Genomic DNA, 21,791 nt, shown 5'->3' on the forward strand with positions numbered 1-21,791 from the left:
ATAAGCTTATCGTAGGTTAGAGATGAAAAGCTTAGCTATTTACTTTTAACTCACTGTATTGGTAAATCTTTGCTCTAGAACTGAGGTCAGTTGCTGGATTAACCCATATTTATGGCGATGAAAAAGGCGCTTGGCAGTAAAAACTACTCAGCGCCTGTTTTTATATTTAACTTTAATCCTATTTTAGAGATTAACTCGCATCTTGAATTAAAGATCAATATTAATGTTATTTGATAATAGTGATTTCTGAATTTGGATTAAAATCCGCTGCATTGATATTGTTATGTTTTAAGAAAAATTCTTTTAACACTTCAGCATCGGTTGCATCCGTTGCCACAAAACCAGGGTGATTTTTCAGTGTCGGATAGCCATCACCGCCAGCAGCATTGTAGCTGTTGATACTAAAGCGATAGGTTTTTTCTTTATCTATTGGTTTACCTTGAATTTTTATATTCTGTGCTAGGCCGTTTTCTAACGTTAATTCTACACCATAAAATTGGCAATATGCGCCAGAATCAGGCGGGAAGCTGGCAACCGTAGATAGGTAACCAACAAGTTCTTCGCCTTTCATATCAACGTAGCTAATACGATTTTTAAATGGGTGCACAGACAGAATATCTTTATAGCTTACTTCGCCACCTTCAATTGAGCTGCGAATTCCGCCGCCACTGATAATACCAAAGTCACCTTGAACGCGTTCCATTTGGGCAGAAGCAATTAAACGACCAAGGTTAGTTTGTTCAAAACGAGCAAATTGACGATCACCTTCTAAACGACCGTTTAACGTTGCGATTGAAACTGATAATTTGGCATCACCTTTAGCTTGAAAAGGCTGTAAAAAAGCAAGCATTGATGGATCGGGTGTTATTTTAGCTTGGGCTAATTGACTGGTCTTTTTACCTGAGGTATCAATTTCAACTCGCTGCATATTGACAGGGATAAGCTCATAGCTGACTAAACGTAGCTGCTGGTTTTGATATTCAAATTCAGCTTTACCAACATATTTTCCCCATTCATGGGCTTGTACAATCCAAGTACCATTTTGTTGGTCGGGTTTACATGCATCACCGGGCAAAAAGTCTGTATCTGCAACATTTACTGCATTCATACATACAGGCTCTTGTGAGTGTCCACCAACAATAATATCGAGTAAGCCTGGTTTTAAACTGCGGGCCAAGGTCACATCACCCGGTGCATTAATACCAAAATTAGCATCAACATAATGCCCCATGTGTGTAACAGCGATAGTGATATCGGGCTGCTCTGTGGCTTCTAGTTCAGTGATAAGGTTATTAGTGACATCAACAGGTTCAGCAAATTTGAGATGACCTATGTATTCGGGATTACCAATTTTTGCAGTATCTGTGGTTGTTAAGCCAACAACCGCTATTTTCAATCCTTTTTTATTAAATATTTTATAAGGCTGAAAGACTGTTTTACCGGTTTTTGCATCAAGAATATTGGCCGATAAAAATGGAAAGTTAGCCCAACTTTGTTGTTTTTCTAATATATTTAATGGGTTATCAAATTCATGGTTACCAAGCGCCATGGCATCATAACCAAGTAATGACATTCCCTTAAAATCAGGTTCTGCAAATTGCATATCAGACTCTGGTACGCCAGTATTAATATCACCACCTGATAATAATAAAACCGTACTATTTTTAGCCTCAGCTTGCGCTCTTAAGCGATCGATTAAGGTTTTGCGGGCCGCCATGCCATATTCACCTTTTTCATTTTGCCAAAAGCGACCATGATTGTCGTTAGTATGAAGTAAAGTGAAATGCTGCACTTCAGAGGATGAAGTGTGACTATTGCTCGAGATTAAAGAGCAGCCGCCGAGGGTGCTTATTCCAAACAGGGTTATTAAAGCTAAGCGTGAAAGATGCATGTGTAAAACCTTTGGATGTAAATATTGATTAATGCAGCAAGGTTTGCTTATCAATCAAAACAAGTCGTTACAGGATCATACTGCACAATGTAGGTAAAACAGATGACAAACCACAAAATTAGCTTTACTCAAAGAAAGTAAATTTACTTAACCTGCGATTTATCTTGTCAACGCGGCTTGTCGTCTGCGATCAAGTTCTTGCTGCGCCAGTGAGGCATGCTGGTGTTTGTTCATTACCATCCAATTTAAAAATGAGACAGGAAGCTTGCGGTAAGGTTGGCCTTTATGTAAGCCAAAATCACAGATTGCGATTGGTGTAGTTAAATAATGCATGAAAGACTCTATTTTTATTATTGTTAAAAAATAGTAATGAATATTAACTTGGAATTAAAGGTGTATATTTTTTAATGTTAAGTTGTGATGTAAAAGTGACTTTACAAAGGAGGAAGGTGTACAAAAAAGATTGTTACTTAGTGTAATCTTGCTAGTCACATGAATTTCAAGTCGTTATGCTGCGTCCATAGAAATAAAAACAACAAGGAAATTAACCATGCATAACCGCAATAAACATTTATTAGCGATGTCTTTTTTAGCGGCAGGACTTCTATCAAGCGCTGCCAACGCAACAATTGTTGAGCTACAAACGAATCAGGGTAATATCAAAATAAATTTATTTGACCAAACAACCCCAGCAACTGTGGCGAACTTTTTAAGTTATGTAAATAAAGACGCTTTTGACGAAACGGTTTTTCACCGTGCAGTAAAAGGATTTGTATTACAAGGTGGCGGCTTTATTTATGATGGAAAACTGCGGTTATCGCCAGTTGCAACCGATGCTGCAGTGATCAACGAGCCAAAGCATTCTAATGTTAAAGGCACTATAGCGATGGCAAAATTAGAAAATAATCCGAATAGTGCTACTAATCAATGGTTTATTAACTTAACAAATAATAATAATGCTTCAAACCCTCTGAATCTAGATGTGCAAAATGGTGGTTATACGGTATTCGGTCAAGTGGTTGAAGGGGATATGGCGGTCGTCGAAGGCATAATGAATTTAACAATTTGTAAAGAAGCGCCACTGATTAACTATACCGCAGCCCAATGTACTGCAAATACGGTTATTGCTGGCGAAAACTTTGTAAAAATAATGAACGTGAATATTTTAGATACTGATCCGGCAAGTGCCACCAATGCGGGTATTGTTCCCGTTGAAAACACCTTAATTAAAGCGGCTCCTGCGGATAAATCAGATTCAAGCTCAGGGAGTTTATCTGCACTATTATTAGGCTTAATTGGCTTTGTGGGTATGCGCCGATTAAAATAAAATGAATGAAAACAGAGCGCTATGCGCTCTGTTATATCTGTTAATGCATATTATAAAACAAATAGTTGAACAAGCATTCCAAGCCACCAGATTAATAAAATCGCCGCTCCTAAAACAAAGCTTTTATAACGTTTAAATACATCATTACTGCCTAAATGTATGACGCTATGGATAACTCTGCTTAGTACAAATAGCCCTGCGCAAGCAACTGAAAACCAACCCGTTAAATTCAATTGTAAAGACATTAATACCGCAACATAAAAAAGCACAGGCAACTCAAATTGAGTTAAAAAATTACGGCCCGCTGCAATCACATGTTCAGGTGCGTTGTCTAATGCCATGGTTTTAAAGGCGGCCATCTCAATTTGTTTATTTTTAGCTGCTGCAAAACGGCGCTTTCCCATAATGTACATCACTGAGAATGTCAGTAATACTTGAATAAATACCGTAAGAAATAACCATTTCCCCATCATTTTCTCTCTTATTTTTATTGGTTGATTGAACAAAGTAAGTGTTATGTTAATGCTTTTCTAGTTAAATAGCCTGAGTTTTGGATAAGATATTTATTTATAAATTGTGTTAGAAGTAAAAACCTACGTTATTCACCTCTCGCCAAAGATTTTTAAGGGTAACAAGGCGAATGGGTCAATAACGAGCTATTACACGTTCATAAAACGCTGTTAACGTTTAAAAGAGCTGCATGAGATAGGTTTATCATCCTGTTCTTGGGCTAATTAGCTTGATGTTTAAGCGTTTTTCACAATCTGTTACAAAGCGATGTAATTATCGATAGGCAAACAAGCAAAGCTTTTTTATGATTTGTTAACATCCATTCAATAATAAATCTATTTGGACACTGACATGAAAAAAGTATTGGCGTTTAGCGCCATCGCATTAGCAGTTTTAGCGGGTTGTACAGCGACACCTTCATCAACCTCATCGGCATCGCTGGTACCTGACTCATTAGTGGTAAGCCCAAACGATAAACGTGCTTATAAAACGCTAAAACTCAATAACGAAATTGAAGTAGTACTTGTTTCAGACCCTTCGGTTGAAAAATCAGCAGCCGCACTCAGTGTAGGTGTGGGTTTATTACACGATCCAATGACTCAACAAGGCATGGCGCATTATTTAGAACATATGCTTTTTTTAGGTACGGAGCGTTATCCAGACACTAAAGAATACTCTGAGTTTATGACCAAAAACGGCGGCGCACATAATGCTTATACTTGGCTAGACATCACTAACTATATGTTTAAAGTTAATAATGATGCTTACGATAATGCATTAGACCGTTTTGCCGATTTCTTTAAAGCACCAAAACTGTACCCTGAATATACTGATAAAGAAAAAAATGCCGTTAATGCCGAATGGTCAATGCGTCGTGAAATGGACTTTTTTGGTCAGTTCAAACTGAGCCGCAATTTAATGGGTGAACACCCAGCAAACCGTTTTTTGATTGGTAACTTAGAAACCTTAGGTGATAAAGAAAATAGTAACTTACATAAAGAAACGGTTGATTTTTATAATAAATACTATTCATCAAACATTATGAAAGTAGCGATGATCTCAAACTTGCCCCTTAGCGAAATGGAAGTTTTAGCAACTAAACATTTTTCAAGTATTAAAAATAAAAATATTGCAAAGCCTGAAGTAACACAATCACTCGATTTAACTAAAGTTGCTGGTAAAAAGGTTTATTACAAACCAAATGAAGATGTAAAACAACTCAAGCTTGATTTTACCATTAAAAATAACATCACCGATTATGCCGTTAAACCTAATAGCTTTATTTCATACTTATTAAGCTCTGAAATGCCAGGCACGCCAGCACAAATTTTACGTGATAAAGGCTGGGTATCTCAACTCACGTCAAGCGCTTCGCCTGATATGTATGGCAATTATGGTAGTTTATCGATTGACGCTGAGCTTACCGATTTAGGTATGCAACATCGTGATGAAATTGTAGCCATCATTATGCAGTATATTGATTTAATTAAAAAAGAAGGTGTGAACGATAAATATTTTAATGAAATTCGTACCTCATTAAATAATCAATTCCAATTCTTAGAAAAGGGTGATGAGTTTGGTTATGTATCAAACCTAGCCGACAGCATGCAAAAATATCCACTTAATAATGTTATTAATGCTGGTTTTTATTATGCAAAATTCGATAAAAATTCGGTTAATGCCGTACTTGAGCAACTGACTCCTGCTGCTTTAAAAGTGTGGTATATCAGCCAACAAGAGCAAACTGATAGTAAATTACATTTCTATGATGGCGAATATCGTTTAGCAGACTTTACAGCGCAAGAAATTGCGGCTTGGCAACAGCCCACCCAAGTTGCATTAACTTTACCTGCGGTTAATCGCTTATTACCAGAAAATTTTGCGATTAAAACAAATGCTGATACGGCCACTGAGCCGAAATTAGTGCTTGATGAAGCGGGAATTAAAATTTGGCAAGTCGCGAGTACAAACTTTGGCCACCAACCTAAAGGCCTGTTAAAAGTTTATATTAACAGTGAGTTAGCAGAACGAGATGCTAAAGCTCAAGTATTATATTCGGTATGGGCCGATTTATATAACTTACAACAAAGTGCGTTAAGTACTGAGGCAAGTATTGCAGGCATGAATTTAGGTGTCGCTGCTGCTAATGGCTTAACCTTCACCTTAAATGGTTTTACCGATAAACAAGCCTTGTTATTAGAGCAAGGTCTAAAAACGCTTCAAGTTGCTGTGGATGAGCAAGGATTTGCTCAAGCGATCGACCGTTTTAGCCGTGATATAGCAAATGAAGGTAAACAATTCCCTTACTATCAAGCCTTTGGTGAATTTAGCAAGGTTATTTCTAACGGTAGTTATTCAAATGATGCACTGTTAAATGCGGCAAAATCGTTAACTGCTGCTGATTTGAACGCATTTATGGCTCAAACGCTGCAACAAAATCAAATCCGTAGTTTTGTTTTTGGTAATTATGATCAAAACGATATCAATCATATCGCGGCGCAGCTAAAAGCAATTATGCCAAGCGATCATAAAACGACCGCTTATAGTCGTGATAAAACATGGTTACCAAAAGCGGGTGAAGTCTACGTGATGAAAAAAGACATTGATGTTGCCGATGTCGCGATTGTTGATGTGGTTGTACACCCAGAGCCAGGTTATAAACAAAAAGCCCGCGCCAGTATTTTACAAAACCATTTCCGTACCGTGGCATTTGATAAATTGCGTACCGAAGAGCAGCTAGCGTATGCGGTAGGTGGTTTTGCTCGTCCAGTTGATGAGTTTGCGAGCTTAGGTTTGTTTATTCAAACACCAGTAAAAGGGCCAAAAGAAATGCAAGCACGTTTTGATGCATTCAAAAAAGAATACGTCAGCGAGCTTAACAAAGTCACGGAAGAGACATTCCAACAGTTAAAAAATTCGACCTTGGTCGGCTTAAAAGAGCAACCAAAAAACCTAAGTGATGAATTATCGCCATTGTTAGGTGATTGGTATCGCGAAAATTTTGCCTTTGATAGCCGTGCAAAACTGATAGCAGAAGTTGAAAAAGTAACGCTTGCTGATATCAAGACGTTTTATGCCCAAACTATGGGGAATACAAACGCTGCCCGTATTAATATTCAATTGCGTGGTACTAAGTTTAAAGACACTGACTTTGCAGCAATAGCTGGTGAAATTAACATCAAAGATTTGGCGGATGCCAAAAGTAAAATGCAATACCAATAATCGGTTAGCATTGTTTTAATCTCGATACAGGCAGCCAATTTAGCTGCCTGTATTTTATTTAAATTTCAGTTATGTTAAATAAGCTCAATACTTGAAGATAATCTATCTTAGGCAGCTATTTTCAACGCTAACGGTGTTGGATTAGCGTGCAAGAGATCAGCTATTGAGCCCCAATCCGCCTTTCAGCCTTACAACTCTCTGGCTAGAGATAAATAATTTAAATATATATTTTAATTCAATTGATTAGTGAATCTCTTATCCAAAATTGAGGTTTAATAACTAGCTGCCATTGTGTGAGCGTAATTTACCTCTATGTATTTGGATTAGAGCGATTCGGTATTTTTTCTTGAATTATACATTTGATTTTTAGTATGCTGATCTGCCATCACAATGATTTTGTTTAGGTATTTTATGTCGGCCATTGTAATTAGCACAGCTCGCTTAAACATGCGTTTGATGCGCCTTGATGATGATGCGTTTGTGCTTCGCTTAGTTAATCAAAGCTCGTTTATTAATAACATTGGCGACAAAGGTGTACGAGATTTATTCTCTGCACGAGAGCATATTCATAGTAGTTATCTAAATCAGTATGAAAAACTTGGCTTTGGTTTGTGGGTGGTGGAGCTTAAATCAAATCAGCAGCCTATTGGCGTATGTGGTCTGGTTAAACGCGATGCGCTGACTAGCCCTGATATTGGTTATGCATTTTTAGATGAGGCTGCAGGTAATGGCTATGCCACTGAAGCCGGACTTGCGGTTATGAAGTATGCAAAAAATCAGTTAGGAATTAAAAAAATCGTCGCGATTACTGCAACTGATAATACAGCTTCACAACGGGTATTAGTAAAGCTCGGGCTTGAATTTAAAAAACAGGTTTATTTACCGGGTTATCATGGTGCAAGTTGTTATTTTGAAGAATGTTCACATACGTTATTAAACAAATAGTATCAATAAAACTACCATTTAACTGAGCGGTAGTTTTATTTTATTACTTAAGCTTATTCGCTTTTTATCGTTACTTTTTCGACGATAATTGGCTCAAATGGCACATCTTCATGGCCTGCAACTCGTGCGGTTCTTACTTTTTCAATTTGTTTGATGATGTCCATGCCCGCAATAACTTCACCAAAAACACAGTAACCCCAACCTGCATTGGTGGTTTTGCTGTGATCTAAAAAGTCGTTATCAGCTACATTAATAAAAAATTGTGCCGTTGCTGAGTGCGGAGCGTCGGTACGCGCCATGGCAATTGTGCCGAGTTTATTTTTTAAGCCTTTATTTGCTTCATTCACAATAGGAGCTTGGGTTGGTTTTTCTTTCATTTTGGCGGTAAAGCCACCACCTTGGATCATAAACCCTTTGATCACACGATGGAAAATAGTACCTTCATAAAAGCCATCTTGGCAATATTGTAAAAAGTTTTTGGCAGTAACTGGCGTGGTTTCAAAATCAAGTTTGAATTCGATATCACCTAAGTTTGTAGTAAAAATAATCATCTGGTTACTCTGTTCAAGATTGAATGGCGCCAAGTATACCGTGACTTGATCAGACAACCAGTTTTATTTTAAAAACTGGGTTTTTGTTTGACGTTGCCGTATGGTCGCTTCAAGTTGTTGTTTATTTTGCGCGGCATGGATTAAGAGCCCTTCGTGTTGTAGTAACCACAATTTTCGTTCAATGCCTCCTGCATATCCGGTTAATTTTCCATTTGCCCCAATCACACGATGGCACGGTACAATTATGGTAAGGGGATTTCGACCATTGGCCCCCCCGACGGCGCGAACCGCTTTGGGGTTGTTGAGTTTGTGTGCCAGCTCACCATAACTGCAACTTTCACCAAAGCCAATTTGGCTTAGTTGTTGCCATACAGTGCGTTGAAACACAGTGCCAATCGGTGCAAGCGGTAAATCAAACACGGTACGCTTTAGCGAAAAATATTCACTTAATTGGTTTTTACAGTTTTGGGTGAAGTGGTTGGCGTTAAGTGTTTGGCGTTCTGGCCCACAAAAAATAACATGTTGCAGCCCCTGCTGATTGGCAGCAATTTCCATTAAGCCAAGGGGGCTCTCGAAGTAATCACGCGCGAGAGTGGTTGTCATTATAAGCGACTCCAAAGTTGAAACGTTAAATAGCTTTGCCAAGGTGAGGCTGCTTGTGGGGTGATGTTGCTACCTGATTGAATGAGCGCTTTTTTAACACCTAAATCGCCCCCTAAAAAAATATCAGGGTCGCTTAAGCCACGCATTTTGGCATAATCTGTGGTCCAAGGGCCAATTCCTTTTAGCGCTAGCCAGTGCTCACCCTGATCGGGGTTTAGATGAGTTAAATAATGATCTGCTAAGTTGCGTAGTGTTTGTTTACGAGAGCCCGGTATTTTTAAAAAGGTGAGTTCACTGCTCGCAATTGCGGCAGGGCTTGGAAACAAGCGTTTATCACCTAAGGGGTCGCCGAGTTCGTGTACTAATTGTTGCACTAATTTTTTTGCGGCTGTCACTGATATTTGTTGGCCCAATACGGCACGAATACCCGCTTCAAACATGGTCCAAATTCCGGGTAATCGAATGCCCGATTGAATCGCAACGACGCCATTAAGGGCTGAAACTAAATCGGTTTCAATAGCGGTTAAATCTGCATCAAGATCAAATAAACGGCGTATATTATCAACCACTGCACTTAAGTATGTCAGATCATCAATTTCGATATTGAGAGCAAACTGGTGCTTTTGTGGTAAATGCAAAAGGGTAAAATGACCTTTCGCACCAAGCCATTCAAAGGTGCGACCGTAACTTTGCTCATCAGCCCATTCAAGGCCTTCAATTAAGCGGGCGCGATAGAAGCTGAGCATTTTATCAACATCAAAAGGCGGGCGATACGATAAATGAAGCTGCAGTCCATTACTATTATTTGATTGTTTAGTTCTCATTTGGCTCGGTGTTAATTTAAGTTCATTAATAAAACAATCATTAAAGCGCCGAATGCTATTAAAGCCACTGGCTAATGCGATATGAGTGATACTTAAGTGTGTTTGATGCAGCAATTGTTTGGCGAATAAACATTGATGATATAACGCATATTTTTTAGGCGAAAGGCCAAAATGCTGCTCAAACAACAGCCGTAAATAACGATCGCTAATACCTAAGCGCTCTGCCAATTGTACCATTGACCCTTGTTGTAAAGCGCCTTGTTGGATTAACTTAATGGCGCGATTGAGTGTGGTATTAACACCTCGCCACGCACTTGAGCCTGGCGCACTATCGGGTCTGCAGCGCAAACAAGGCCGAAAACCGGCTTGTGCGGCTTGCACTGCACTTTGATAATAACGGACATTGTGCTCTTTTGGCGGTGCAACTGGGCAAATAGGGCGGCAATAAATTTTTGTGGTAGTCACAGCGATAAAAAATTGCCCATCAAAACGTGGATCGCGGGCAAAACGCGCTTTTTGGCAAGTATCGGGATCTAAGTGTTTAACTATCATAGCTCGAATTAATCATCTAGGTTCTAGCCCCACTATAAACCAGCTACTGCGAAACACTAGCCAGAAACGGCAGTGAAGCTTTGCGCTGCGTTTTATAACGGATATGCCGATTTCGATACACTCGTAGCAATCTGGATGTGTCACATTCGGTACTTAGGCAGGCTGTATTTATTTATAACTTTAAAAAACAATTAGTTATAATTGGCTTGATGTTTGCTCTATTCAACTTATGAGAGTAAATGAATGGTTTAGTATGGATATTCAATTAGCAAAAAAATCATCAATTAATTTTAAAAAAATTGCAGTTGTCTTTATTGGTTGTGTTGTGGTGGCCAGTGCTTATGGTGCAAAACACTATTTATCAGATGCTAGTAGTTGGGTGGCACAAGATAAAATTCGTATCGCAACGGTTGAGCAAGGAACGTTTGCAATTAATGTGCGCGGTTTGGGGAAATTGAAGACCGATCAGATTTATTTTGTTTCGACCCCTGTGCAAGGCAAAGTGAGCCAAATTTTACGTAAAGCCGGAAACATAGTGCAAGAGGGGGATATTATTGCGGTATTAACTAATCCGCAATTAAACGAAGCCTTAATACAAGCTCAAAGTTTATTAGCGAAAACCAATGCGCAAAATAAAGCTGATTTGGCTCAGTTAGGCGCCCAGTTACTCGATGTTGAGGCCAGTATTGTTGCAGCAGAACTTGATTACCAAGCCAATCAACTTGAGCTTGATGCACAAACAAAGCTTATCAGTACGGGTAATAGCACGGTATCCAAAATTGATTATCAACGCACTGAATTTGCAGTAAAACGCAGTAAAAACAACTGGCTAATTCAGCAAAAACGCTTAATTAAACATCAAGAAAAAATTGACGCCCAAGCAGCAGCGCAACACGCAAATATTGATGCGCTGCAGGCTGATGTGATCCGCCATCAGCAGAATATTAATAACCTAGTGGTTAAAGCGCCGGTTGCAGGCATAGTGCAAGCTATGCCACTGGCGCTTGGTCAAGCATTAATGCAAAGTGATGAAATTGCCAAAATTGCCGATAGCACACGTTTATTAGCCGAGATACAAGTTGATGAATTACAAGCCGGTTTAATTGAATTAGGCCAACACGTAACCCTTGATACCCGCCAATCGCAATTTAAAGGGAGTGTAAGTCGTATTGATCCTCGGGTGATTAATGGCCAAGTCACTATCGATGTTTTACCTGATGAAGCCTTACCAAGTGAAGCTCGCCCTGATTTATCTGTGGAGGGGGTGATAAGCATAGTTAGTGTGGCAAATAGCTTGTTTATTCGCACCCCGCGAGATGCACGCGCTAATAAAACCAGCATGCAATTTTTAGTTGAACCCAACGGCCATTTAGCCAGTGCGACTGAGGTTGAGTTTGGTCGCATGTCGGTCAATCACATCGAAATTAAAAGCGGTTTAAGTGCTGGGCAAAAACTCATTATTTCAGATATTGCGCCATTTACGGCACACCAACAAATTTTGATCCATCAATAAGGATAACAGGATATGAAACACGTCATTCAATTAAACAATATTGCTAAAGCATTTATTTCCGATGAAATTCAAACACATGCCCTACAAGGTATTAATTTAACGGTGGCAAAAGGCGAATATTTAGCCATTACAGGGCCATCTGGTTGTGGTAAGTCGACCTTATTATCAATATTGGGCCTATTAGATGTGCCAACAGAGGGTGAATACTGGCTCAGTGGTAATAATGTGGCTAATTTAGGGCGCGATCAGCGCGCTGATATTCGGGCGCAGCATTTAGGATTTGTTTTTCAATCATTTAATTTAATCAGTGACTTAACTGTGCTTGAAAATGTATTACTACCACTCACTTACCAACCGAACTTTGAGAAAAAAACCGCTATGCTCCAAGCCAAGCAGGCGCTTGAAGATGTCGATATGCAGCACCGGATGAATCACTTCCCATCTCAATTGTCTGGCGGACAACAACAGCGTGTTGCGATTGCTCGGGCGTTAATTAATGCACCAGACTTAATTTTAGCCGATGAACCAACCGGAAATTTAGATTCAAAAAATGCCCAACTGGTCTTGGATTTATTTAAAAAGCTCAATCAGCAAGGTAAAACTATTTGTATGGTGACTCACGACCCGCGCTCTGCTGAGTCGGCCAGTCGGCAAATAGAATTATTTGATGGCACGATTGTCAGTGATCGGACTGTGCAAAGTAAATCGTTTGCTGCTGCGGCGCTAGAGGTGTGATGATGGGCTTATTACTTGATATTCGTTATGCACTGCGGTTACTGGCAAAGTCGCCCAAATTTACTTTGTTGGTGAGTTTTATTTTGGTTGGTAGCTTAAGCATTAGTTTATTAGCGTTTAATTATGTGAATACTATTACAGCAAAAGCAATTAATATTCCTGATGGCGAGACAGTTACTACGTTAAAAATAAAGGGTGGTCAGCCGGGGGCAGGGCTATGGATGGCTGATTTTCAAAACCTGATAGCAGAAACAGAGTTTAGCCAATTAGTGCAAGAATTTGCTACTTCTCGTTCAATGGACGCATGGTACAGCAGCCCAACAGCCAAAGGATCGCAAAGTTTAAATGGCTTTGCCGTTGGTAGCCAATTCTTTGATTTTGCTCGCAGTGCTCCAGTACTTGGCCGATATATCCATGCTCAAGATTTAGAAAAAGGCGCCAGTGATGTGGTGGTGCTCTCTTATAAAACGTGGCAAACCGTATTTGGTGGTGATCCCGCTGTGATTGGCCAAACCATCACGCTTAATAAAATGCCTCATGAAGTAATTGGCGTTGCACCACTGGGTTTTCGCTTTCCTTCTTGGGCGCAAGTGTGGCTCGCAGATAAATCATTATCGCAACAGGTACAAAAAGAGACGTTACGAACCGACTTGTATCTGCGTTTAAAGCCAACTGTAACTGGGGTGCAATACGAAACATTTGTTGCTGCATTTTTAAACGAGCGTTTTAGTCGTCGCTTGTCAGAAATTGACCGCGAGCAGTTTAGTGAAATAACTGCAGCGCTAATCTCCCTACCAGAGCAAAATACTGATGGTATGGCTTGGCTGATGCATTTTATGAACCTAGTGGCACTGATGATCCTCAGTATGGCCTGTATTAATACCGGCAACTTATTGTTAGCCCGTGCTATGGAGCGACGTAAAGAAACCGCTATTCGCGCCGCTTTAGGTGCCAGACAATGGCGTATTTTTCGCCAACTAGTGTGTGAGGGCACTCTCATCATTTTAATCGGCAGTGTACTTGCTACCTTACTTGCTGGCTTTTTGATTGATTTTGTCAATACCATGATGCACAGCGCATTTGGCGATAAACTGCCCTTTTGGTGGCAATGGCAAATGGATGCTCAAACCCTGTGCGCAGGCTTGTTTTTTCTGGTATTTACCTTAGTTTTTGCCTGTATTTTGCCAGCGTTAAAAGCCACTCGATTAGATTTAAATGATGTACTGCGCGATGGTACTCGCGGTGCACTTGGCAAAAAAGCAGCCCGCAATGGTCGTATTTTGGTGATGATGCAAATTGGTTTGATCACCACGCTGATGTTAGTGGGCGGCCTGACAACGCATATCATTACTAATACTAAAGAAATTGTAAATGAATTGGCGCTTGATAATTTATATCGCTCACAATTTAGTTTGGCTGAGTTTTATCACAATGATCACGATAAAATTCGTTCAGTATTAGCTGCTACAGTGCAAAAAACTCAAGCAGACCCTTCATGGTTATTATTTCAGTTACGACAACGCCTTGGTAATGTGAAGATTCAAGTTGATGCAAAAGAGGAACAAGTCGACGTCAGTTTTATTTCTGGTCAGATGGATAATTTAGGCTATCCGATTATTAAAGGGCGAGATATTGCTTTAAATGATGATCAGAGTAGTCAGCAAGTTGCAGTGGTAAGCCAATCATTTGCCAAGCAATATTTTATTGATGAAGACGCTGCGCTCGGCCAATTTATTGAAGTGGGGGATGAGTTTGCTAAGCGTTATCAAATTATTGGGGTCGTGACTAATAAGGGGCAAAATAGCCAAGGATTATTTGCTCCAGCCGATCAATTTCACGAAGTGTATTTATCATTTTGGCAATTATCTAATGAGCAATTAGAGACAGTGTTTGATACTTTGTTTGTCAATAAAGCCGAACTAACAGCCGCTATTGATGCGTTTTATGATTTGCTTTATCAGATTGATCCACAATTACCTCTACCAGAAGTGTTTGATTATAATGAGAACAGTAATGTAGCCCTGCGGTCGCTCACCAAAATAAGTGAAGTGATTTTAGCGGTTGGAAGCTTTGCCTTGGTTCTTGCTTTAATTGGTATTTATGGCATGACAGCTAATCAAGTCAGTTTAGGCTGCCATGAGATAGGTTTAAGACGCGCCATTGGGGCAAAAGATACGGCGATTATTCGCTTGTTTATGAGCAAAAATGCCAAGCCCGTTTTTTGGGGCATGGGCAGTGCTTTGGTGATTTATATCGCGTTATCCTGGGTTATAAATACTATCAGTAATGATTTGATTGATGGCAGCATGTTTATTATGGCGGGTTTAGTGACTAGCATTACGTTGCTCAGTGTTATCGCCTTGGCGGTTTATTTGCCGTGTAAAAAAGCAGTGATGCAAGAGCCTGCTCAATCACTCAGAGTCGATTAACTTTTGATGTCTGTTGATTAGTTTAAAAAATAGTTACTATGAGCCAACGTTAGGGTATGACATTACCCTAACGTTTTTTGCTAAGGAGCGGGTGTGACATTTAAAGTATTAGTGGCTGATGATGACCTAAATATCATTATTAGTTTGAAGTTTTTATTAGAGGCTGAGCAGTATCAGCTGACATCAGTCACGACGCCTGAAGCGTTATTAGATCAGTTGAAAAAACAACAGCTTGATTGTGTATTGCTTGATATGAATTTTCAACGCGATACCACATCAGGTAAAGAAGGTTTAGCTCTTATTCACGCTATTCGTACGATTGACCCGTTAATCCCGATTATTATGATGACAGGTTGGGCAACGGTTGATTTAGCCGTTCAAGCATTAACAACTGGTGCTAACGATTTTTTACAAAAGCCGTGGGACGATGACAGACTGCTTAATGCGGTGGCGACACAAATTCAGCTTTCAAGAACCCAGTTACAGTTGCAAAAAGTAACTCAAGAAAATAAAATTCTAAAACATCAGCTCAGTGCTAATAATACTGATTTCTCGAGTCAGTCTAAAGCCATGCAGCAGTGTTTGGCTGAACTAAACCAATTGGCGCAAAGTGATATGAATATTTTACTCACTGGCGAAAATGGCACAGGTAAAAGCATGTTGGCTGAGTTGATCCATCAGCAATCGGCAAGATCTGCGGCTTCATTAGTCAGTGTTAACATGGGCGCTATCAGTGAGAGCCTGTTTGAAAGTGAAATGTTTGGCCATGTAAAAGGTGCGTTTACTGATGCGAAAGAGCAACGCATTGGTCGGTTTGAAATGGCGCAAGGCGGGAGTTTATTTTTAGATGAAATTGCCAATATACCTTTGAGCCAACAAGCAAAACTATTACGAGTACTCGAAGCGCAGCAATTTGAAAAAGTAGGTTCAAGTAAAACGCAATTTGCCGATGTGCGTATTATTTCTGCAACAAATGCCAATTTGCAGCACGCTATTCAAGAGGGGCATTTTCGCCAAGATTTATTCTACCGCCTAAATACAGTAGCCATTCACATTCCAGCACTGCGTGAGCGCCAAGAAGATATTATCGCGCTGGCTGAAGGTTTTTTAGCGCAGTTTTGTGCCAAGTATCAAAAACCACTGCTGACGCTTTCGATTGAGGCAAAACACCAATTGTTGCACTATTCTTGGCCTGGCAATATTCGCGAGTTACGCCATTGTATGGAAAGACTCATTTTCACTTGCCAACATCACAACATTAGCGCTGATCAACTACAACTGCAAGAGGCAACATCACCTTCTCAGATAACTGAATCAACCTTAGCTAATCAAGCAGCCGATAAGTTGATGACATTAGATGAGATTGAAAAAAGCACCCTTAGCACTCGACTGGCTTATTTTAAAGGTAATGTTGGTCAAGCTGCAAAATCCTTGGGCCTTAGCCGCAGTGGCTGGTATCGCAGGGTCGATAAATTTGAACTTTAAAAACCCATTGTATTTAATTAGCAGCGTCATAAAGCAACCTTTTAGTACCTTTACTTGGTTACTGATTAGTTTTAGTGCCCTGTGGCTTGCCTGCATTGGGTTACTGATAATAATGAAATTATCCTGGTACTTAATTGGCTTTATTTTCTTTAGCTGCATCAGCATTCAAGCATTGTTGATGTATCGTTTTTTGCGTGAGCAAAACCGTCGTTTTGATAGCATTAGCAACTTAATTGCTGCCTTATTACAGCAAGATTACAGTTTACGTGGCCACGATAGTAAACAGATTCATTACAATGAATTGCTTAGCTTAATTAATCAGTTAGCGGATACTTTGCAGCAGCACCACCGCCATGCGATTGAAAGCCAACAATTAAGCGAACAAATTATGGCGCAAATGGATGCAGCTCTGATTGCGTTGAATAAAAATGGTTCGGTTATTTTCCAAAATCAAGCAGCTGTGAGCTTATTAAAGTTAGATCTCGATTCAGTAGCGTTGAACCGAGCATTAATAGCGCAATTGCATGCGTTACCCTATGGTCAAAACAATACCTTACAGCTTGATAATCAGCCGCAACCGGTATTGGTATTTCGCGAACGGTTTATACAAGCTGGGCAACAACATGATTTATTTTTGTTTAAAGAGCTGGGGTCGATTTTACTTGAACAACAAAATCAAGCTTGGCAAAAATTGGTAAGAGTAATTAGCCATGAACTTAATAATTCACTGACACCAATTGGTACGATTAGCCGCAGTTTAATACGCCAGCTTGAACAAGGAAAACCAGCGTTAATGATGAAAGAGGGCTTGGCTGTCATCAAAGAGCGCAGTGAATACCTTGCCAGTTTTACTCGTAGTTATTCTGAAATGGCTAAACTGCCTCCGCCTGATAAAAAACCACTGCTTATGGCTTTGTACTTACAGGGAATTTGTCAGTTATTCAATCAACAAAAGATAACGCTAAGTTGTGCTGATGATTTAACCGGTTTTATCGATTCAAACCAGTGCCAGCAAGTATTAATTAACCTCATAAAAAATGCAGTTGAAGCAAATCAAAGTGCTAATCGGCAAGACTTAGGTATTGAGATTATCTGTCAGTTACATGATAAAAATCTACAGATCAGCATTTATGATCACGGCCTGGGTATTGATAATCCAGATAATTTATTTGTGCCATTTTACAGCACCAAACCACACGGTTCAGGCATTGGCCTGATGCTAAGCCGACAAATTATTACCAATCACTTTGGTCGCTTAAGCATAGACAACGGCCCAAGTGGCGGGGCAGTGGCAACCATTACCTTACCAAGCCAATAATAATGCGGCCGTACTTGGCTAAGCGCAACACTTTTTGTATTTTTTACCACTCCCGCATGAGCAAGGATCGTTACGCTCAGGGGTTTTAGCAAAGACTTGTGGGGCAGGTTTGTTTAACGCAACATCAAGGGCTTTAATATCTTCGGCCTCTTCAGCGTTAATACTGATGTCAGCAAACAATTGGTGCTGCTCGAGCATGGCTTCAATTTCATGTTGGCGGGCTTGAGTTTGCACTTGCAAAATCAAAGGATTGTTTTGACTGCCTAATTTCACATTCGGTTTTGGTTGATACGTGCCGAGGTTGTGTTTACCCATCACAATAGGGCGACCACGGTAGAAACATTTAGACATTGCTGATCCTAATTAGGGCACAGGACATTCGCTGCGCTTAAAAATGAGCACGCATGCTAACAGCTAAAGCACTTTTTGGCTAAAAACAATCACTTTTTTTGCAATGTCACTGCAAGATTCAATCATTTGTTAGGATTTATTATCTAGCGCACAGGCTATTTATTACATACAGGGAGTTTAATCGATATTTTTAAACCGCCTAATGGACTTGCCGTCGCGCGAATTTGCCCTTGATGTGCGTGGATTAAATTTTTGCAAATTGCTAATCCTAAGCCGGAACCGCCTAATTGACGCGAGCGAGATTTTTCTACGCGGTATAAGCGTTCAAATATTTGTTCAAATTGGTCGCTTGGTACACCAGGTGCCGTGTCGTTGATTGAAATAATAATAAAGTGGTTTTTTGCGTAAACCGACAATGTAATGGTGCCGGGTTTATCGGTATATAGGCAGCTGTTGGCTATGAGGTTGGTCAGTACTTGTTTGATACGGTCGCAATCCCATAACACCGTTTGCTGTTGTAAATTGATTTCACATTGCCAATTAAAGTCATGATCTTTGACGTAATTGGCAAACTCATGTTGCCAGCTTTCAAATAAAGCAGCAGCAACATGGCTTTGCTGGTTTAAAACCAAATGGCCGCTATCGGATTGCGCTAATTCATAAATATCTGAAATTAAACGGTTAATATCTATCACCTTTTGATTCATTTGCGAATAGCTCGATTGCACGTCACTAATCAAGTTATGTTGCAAAGCATTCACTTGTAATTTCATCGAGGTAAGCGGCGTTCGCAGCTCATGGGAAATATCAGCTAGCAGTTGATCTTTTTGTTTTAGAAGTTGTTCACTCAGCTCATTACGTAGTAATGCCATTTTACGACGTTGCCAAATATTGAAAATAATGACGCTAAATAACAGCAAGCTTAAAAAAAACAGCGTAACTAACCATTTTTTAGTGGCTTGTTCGGTGGCAATAATTTGCTGCTGTGCTTTTTCATTTTGCTGTAACTGACTGACTTTGAGCTGTTCTTGTAATAAATTAACGTCCTTTTTGCTTTTTTCTTGTTCTTTAATACGTTCGCTTGAAACATCCTCTTGGTATTGTTGGTAAGCAAGTTTTAGATGGGAATAAGCAGCTGAAAAGTCTTGTTTTAGCGCCAGTACATCCGCGAGCTTTTCGTGAGCAGGGCGCACTAAGGAAATGTTATTTAATGATTGTGTAATGGCTAAATACTGCTCTGCATGGCTAAGTGCTTGGTTAAGAGCTTTATTTTCAAGATAATAATCAAAAAAATGGCTATGTACCCGACCCTGTGCAAAGGTATCATTGGTAAGCATTGCTGAATTTTGGGCATGGTTTAAATTAGCAAATCGCGCAGTAGGATTTGCTAAATCTTTATAAATATCGGCTAGTTGCAAGTAGGTTTGTGTGGTTGCAGCAGGAGCATCGGCTTTTAAAAATAGCTCAATGGCTTTTTCATTATATTCGACGGCCACCTTGAGTTGCCCTTTTTTATGGGCCAATTTGGCAAGTTGGCTGTAATCAAACGCGCAATCTTTACTGTTTTTACGGGCTAAATCTATTTTTAAAGCTTTTTGGTAAAAATGTTCAGCTTGAGTTAAATCATTGGTTTTCATGTATAAATTACCAAGATTGTAAAAATTAGCCGAAATGGTCATTAAATCCTTACTGTTTGATAGCGCATGCATGGCATTGAGTTGATACATGAGGGCTTGATCATAATCGAGCTCCGTTTCCGCAAGTACACCGAGTGCATTATAAATCCGTGCCATACCCGAGGGACGATTACTCTGGCTATAAAGTTCAAGCGAAATTTGATAGTTTTGTTTTGCTAAATCGTATTTACTAAGGTTGCGTTGATAGATACCCGTCATACGGTAGAAATTTGCTTGTTCATTAGTAGTAAATAGAGTCAAGTTAAGGTTTACAAGTGGGTGTACATGCTCAAGCATAATACGTTCAGCTTCGGCATAGTGGTTTCTATTTTGTGCTATCAAGCTTTCTTCAAACCAGGCCATAATCGTTATTTTTGGCCATTGGCTTTGTTTTAGAGGCGCTAAAATAGCAAGCGCTTGATCATAGCGTCCTCGATGCCAATGTAAGGTGGCTATACTGATGGTGGCATCAGCTTGTTGTTCGCCGGTGGTATTGTTTTGAATTTTAGTCAGCTGTGCTAAGGCATCTGAAGCGGCGAAATTAAAATTGGTTAGGTCATAGGTTTGCGCTTTGGCTTGAGTCAAACAACACAGTAATAAAAAAAAAGCGATATAACGACGAAAATAAAGCAAAAGAAACACCTTTTAATTAGGAATACTGCCAAAAAGAGCTATATTGATGCGATAACCTGCACCATAAACGGATTCAATAGGTGCAACTGCGTTGAGAGTTACCTTGAACTTTTTACGGATGTTTTTGATATGACTGTCGATTGTGCGATCGTTGATATCATGCAGCTCGGGGTAGGCTAGTTCGATAATTTTGTCCCGTGAAAAAATGCGCTCGTGATTAATAAAAAGTAACTCAAATAAGCTAAATTCCGAATGGGACAGTGATACTACCCCAAGAGGGGTTTTTATTTCTAGCGCATCTGCATTAAGGGCTAAGGTGTTATATTGTACTTGGCCAATACTGCGCTTTAATATCGCTTTAGCACGTAATACCACTTCCATGGCATCAAAGGGTTTGCAGATATAATCATCAATGCCGAGTTGTAATCCTTGCAATTTTTTTTGCTGTTCAACAATGGCGGTGAGCATCACAATTGGCACATCGGAAAATAAGCGAATTGCCTGACAACAAGCCATACCATCTTTATTTGGTAACATTAAATCAAGTAAAATCAAATCTGGTTGATAGTGTTTTACTGCATTTACCACCAAATCTCCGTCGTCAATGTGCAACGTATCAAACTGATTAGCTCGGAAAAAAAGCTCAATTCCTTGCGCTATGCTGAGATCATCTTCAACAATTAAAATTTTCTGCACAGTGATTTTCCTAAAATTTGAACGCGGTATTTTAGCTATTTATAGAACAGATGGAATCATTTTTTCTCGATTTAAGCTGCTGGCGGATCAAAATACCATTATTTGATGTCGCCAGTGCAATTTCGATTTTATGTTTAATTGAGTTATCAAGGCTTTGATCAAATAACATCATTTCTAATAAGTTGAATAAGCTTTCCAATTGCTCCAACTCATTGTTTTTATAAAGCTCATTACAAAGGATTGGGAATCCTAAAGCATCTAAAGTGGAAATGATTTTTTGATTAATTGCTAATCCTACTGATCCCATCGCGGTTTTCTCCTAAAAAACAATAGCGTAATTAGATGCCATAATTGTGCATCAAATATGGATCAGGATTAAAAAATGAGTTATTAATTGCGTGGGGCTAAGATGCAAGGGTAAGTCTGTTTTTTGCAGCAATATGATTGCAGTTTTTAAAATAGCAATTTGAGCTATGGGCAAACAAAATTATCTTGTTATTATCGGTTTCCCTGGATGTGCTTTAAGACAA

General features: G+C 39.5%; 18 protein-coding genes. 8 read left to right on the forward strand and 10 right to left on the reverse strand.

Annotated features, from left to right (window positions below; genetic code table 11):
* Positions 1–226 precede the first annotated feature (226 nt).
* Entirely contained in the window at positions 227–1,891 is a 1,665-nt protein-coding gene (gene ushA, locus PTUN_RS20110; protein ID WP_040643457.1) for a bifunctional UDP-sugar hydrolase/5'-nucleotidase UshA, read from the reverse strand.
* A gap of 159 nt (positions 1,892–2,050) precedes the next feature.
* Entirely contained in the window at positions 2,051–2,224 is a 174-nt protein-coding gene (locus PTUN_RS22040; protein WP_009836876.1) for a hypothetical protein, read from the reverse strand.
* Positions 2,225–2,441: 217 nt separating this feature from the next.
* On the opposite strand from PTUN_RS22040, the gene PTUN_RS20115 reads away from it, so the two are divergent.
* The gene (locus PTUN_RS20115; protein WP_009836875.1) at positions 2,442–3,218 is read left to right on the forward strand and encodes a peptidylprolyl isomerase; all 777 of its coding nucleotides are present in this window, start codon (positions 2,442–2,444) and stop codon (positions 3,216–3,218) included.
* Positions 3,219–3,268: 50 nt separating this feature from the next.
* Here PTUN_RS20115 and PTUN_RS20120 read toward each other — a convergent pair whose 3' ends face one another.
* Positions 3,269–3,688 carry an MAPEG family protein gene (locus PTUN_RS20120; RefSeq protein WP_040643456.1) on the reverse strand — a complete coding sequence of 140 codons (420 nt, stop codon included), beginning with the start codon at positions 3,686–3,688 and terminating at the stop codon, positions 3,269–3,271.
* A 391-nt stretch (positions 3,689–4,079) separates the two neighbouring features.
* Between PTUN_RS20120 and PTUN_RS20125 the strand changes: the two genes are divergently transcribed.
* Both PTUN_RS20125 and PTUN_RS20130 read left to right on the forward strand, forming a co-directional pair.
* On the forward strand, positions 4,080–6,950 hold the full coding sequence (locus tag PTUN_RS20125) for an insulinase family protein (RefSeq protein WP_009836873.1): 2,871 nt from the start codon (positions 4,080–4,082) through the stop codon (positions 6,948–6,950).
* A 411-nt stretch (positions 6,951–7,361) separates the two neighbouring features.
* A complete protein-coding gene (locus tag PTUN_RS20130) occupies positions 7,362–7,895 on the forward strand; it encodes a GNAT family N-acetyltransferase (RefSeq protein WP_009836872.1) in 534 nt (177 codons plus the stop codon).
* Positions 7,896–7,948: 53 nt separating this feature from the next.
* Here PTUN_RS20130 and PTUN_RS20135 read toward each other — a convergent pair whose 3' ends face one another.
* The 3 genes from PTUN_RS20135 to PTUN_RS20145 all read right to left on the reverse strand — a co-directional run bounded on the left by PTUN_RS20135 (position 7,949) and on the right by PTUN_RS20145 (position 10,425).
* The gene (locus PTUN_RS20135) at positions 7,949–8,446 is read right to left on the reverse strand and encodes a peptidylprolyl isomerase (RefSeq protein WP_009836871.1); all 498 of its coding nucleotides are present in this window, start codon (positions 8,444–8,446) and stop codon (positions 7,949–7,951) included.
* 63 nt (positions 8,447–8,509) lie between these two features.
* Complete coding sequence (locus PTUN_RS20140; RefSeq protein ID WP_009836870.1) at positions 8,510–9,049, reverse strand: methylated-DNA--[protein]-cysteine S-methyltransferase; 540 nt, start codon at positions 9,047–9,049, stop codon at positions 8,510–8,512.
* On the reverse strand, positions 9,049–10,425 hold the full coding sequence (locus tag PTUN_RS20145; protein WP_009836869.1) for a DNA-3-methyladenine glycosylase 2 family protein: 1,377 nt from the start codon (positions 10,423–10,425) through the stop codon (positions 9,049–9,051). The genes PTUN_RS20140 and PTUN_RS20145 overlap by 1 nt, the downstream gene beginning before the upstream one ends.
* A 253-nt stretch (positions 10,426–10,678) precedes the next feature.
* Between PTUN_RS20145 and PTUN_RS20150 the strand changes: the two genes are divergently transcribed.
* The 5 genes from PTUN_RS20150 (at position 10,679) to PTUN_RS20170 (ending at position 17,905) form a co-directional block, all read left to right on the forward strand.
* A complete protein-coding gene (locus tag PTUN_RS20150; protein ID WP_009836868.1) occupies positions 10,679–11,938 on the forward strand; it encodes an efflux RND transporter periplasmic adaptor subunit in 1,260 nt (419 codons plus the stop codon).
* Positions 11,939–11,950: 12 nt separating this feature from the next.
* Positions 11,951–12,673 carry an ABC transporter ATP-binding protein gene (locus tag PTUN_RS20155; protein WP_009836867.1) on the forward strand — a complete coding sequence of 241 codons (723 nt, stop codon included), beginning with the start codon at positions 11,951–11,953 and terminating at the stop codon, positions 12,671–12,673.
* Positions 12,673–15,102 carry an ABC transporter permease gene (locus PTUN_RS20160; RefSeq protein WP_009836866.1) on the forward strand — a complete coding sequence of 810 codons (2,430 nt, stop codon included), beginning with the start codon at positions 12,673–12,675 and terminating at the stop codon, positions 15,100–15,102. The genes PTUN_RS20155 and PTUN_RS20160 overlap by 1 nt, the downstream gene beginning before the upstream one ends.
* Before the next feature lie 93 nt (positions 15,103–15,195).
* Complete coding sequence (locus tag PTUN_RS20165) at positions 15,196–16,587, forward strand: sigma-54-dependent transcriptional regulator (protein WP_009836865.1); 1,392 nt, start codon at positions 15,196–15,198, stop codon at positions 16,585–16,587.
* Between the two features lie 112 nt (positions 16,588–16,699).
* A complete protein-coding gene (locus PTUN_RS20170) occupies positions 16,700–17,905 on the forward strand; it encodes a sensor histidine kinase (RefSeq protein ID WP_157742143.1) in 1,206 nt (401 codons plus the stop codon).
* An 18-nt stretch (positions 17,906–17,923) separates the two neighbouring features.
* Here the strand turns inward: PTUN_RS20170 and PTUN_RS20175 are convergent, their stop codons facing one another.
* The 4 genes from PTUN_RS20175 to PTUN_RS20190 all read right to left on the reverse strand — a co-directional run bounded on the left by PTUN_RS20175 (position 17,924) and on the right by PTUN_RS20190 (position 21,568).
* Positions 17,924–18,256 (reverse strand): PBPRA1643 family SWIM/SEC-C metal-binding motif protein, encoded by a 333-nt coding sequence (locus PTUN_RS20175; RefSeq protein ID WP_009836863.1) that lies wholly within the window; start codon positions 18,254–18,256, stop codon positions 17,924–17,926.
* 155 nt (positions 18,257–18,411) lie between these two features.
* A complete protein-coding gene (locus tag PTUN_RS20180; RefSeq protein WP_050760002.1) occupies positions 18,412–20,565 on the reverse strand; it encodes an ATP-binding protein in 2,154 nt (717 codons plus the stop codon).
* A gap of 12 nt (positions 20,566–20,577) precedes the next feature.
* Positions 20,578–21,261 (reverse strand): response regulator, encoded by a 684-nt coding sequence (locus PTUN_RS20185; protein WP_009836860.1) that lies wholly within the window; start codon positions 21,259–21,261, stop codon positions 20,578–20,580.
* Between the two features lie 31 nt (positions 21,262–21,292).
* Positions 21,293–21,568 (reverse strand): hypothetical protein, encoded by a 276-nt coding sequence (locus PTUN_RS20190; RefSeq protein WP_009836859.1) that lies wholly within the window; start codon positions 21,566–21,568, stop codon positions 21,293–21,295.
* Positions 21,569–21,791: the final 223 nt, after the last annotated feature.

Origin of the sequence: Pseudoalteromonas tunicata, assembly GCF_002310815.1 — a bacterium.
Lineage (GTDB): Bacteria > Pseudomonadota > Gammaproteobacteria > Enterobacterales > Alteromonadaceae > Pseudoalteromonas > Pseudoalteromonas tunicata.

What these genes read in the sequence shown, in the direction of transcription:
- PTUN_RS20160 (WP_009836866.1), top strand. Translation starts at nt 12,673, where the DNA reads ATGATGGGCTTATTACTTGATATTCGTTATGCACTGCGGTTACTGGCA.
- PTUN_RS20115 (WP_009836875.1), top strand. Translation starts at nt 2,442, where the DNA reads ATGCATAACCGCAATAAACATTTATTAGCGATGTCTTTTTTAGCGGCA.
- PTUN_RS22040 (WP_009836876.1), bottom strand. Translation starts at nt 2,224, where the DNA reads ATGCATTATTTAACTACACCAATCGCAATCTGTGATTTTGGCTTACAT.
- ushA (WP_040643457.1), bottom strand. Translation starts at nt 1,891, where the DNA reads ATGCATCTTTCACGCTTAGCTTTAATAACCCTGTTTGGAATAAGCACC.
- PTUN_RS20145 (WP_009836869.1), bottom strand. Translation starts at nt 10,425, where the DNA reads ATGATAGTTAAACACTTAGATCCCGATACTTGCCAAAAAGCGCGTTTT.
- PTUN_RS20155 (WP_009836867.1), top strand. Translation starts at nt 11,951, where the DNA reads ATGAAACACGTCATTCAATTAAACAATATTGCTAAAGCATTTATTTCC.
- PTUN_RS20190 (WP_009836859.1), bottom strand. Translation starts at nt 21,568, where the DNA reads ATGGGATCAGTAGGATTAGCAATTAATCAAAAAATCATTTCCACTTTA.
- PTUN_RS20170 (WP_157742143.1), top strand. Translation starts at nt 16,700, where the DNA reads ATGAAATTATCCTGGTACTTAATTGGCTTTATTTTCTTTAGCTGCATC.
- PTUN_RS20130 (WP_009836872.1), top strand. Translation starts at nt 7,362, where the DNA reads ATGTCGGCCATTGTAATTAGCACAGCTCGCTTAAACATGCGTTTGATG.
- PTUN_RS20135 (WP_009836871.1), bottom strand. Translation starts at nt 8,446, where the DNA reads ATGATTATTTTTACTACAAACTTAGGTGATATCGAATTCAAACTTGAT.
- PTUN_RS20140 (WP_009836870.1), bottom strand. Translation starts at nt 9,049, where the DNA reads ATGACAACCACTCTCGCGCGTGATTACTTCGAGAGCCCCCTTGGCTTA.
- PTUN_RS20150 (WP_009836868.1), top strand. Translation starts at nt 10,679, where the DNA reads ATGGATATTCAATTAGCAAAAAAATCATCAATTAATTTTAAAAAAATT.
- PTUN_RS20175 (WP_009836863.1), bottom strand. Translation starts at nt 18,256, where the DNA reads ATGTCTAAATGTTTCTACCGTGGTCGCCCTATTGTGATGGGTAAACAC.
- PTUN_RS20120 (WP_040643456.1), bottom strand. Translation starts at nt 3,688, where the DNA reads ATGGGGAAATGGTTATTTCTTACGGTATTTATTCAAGTATTACTGACA.
- PTUN_RS20125 (WP_009836873.1), top strand. Translation starts at nt 4,080, where the DNA reads ATGAAAAAAGTATTGGCGTTTAGCGCCATCGCATTAGCAGTTTTAGCG.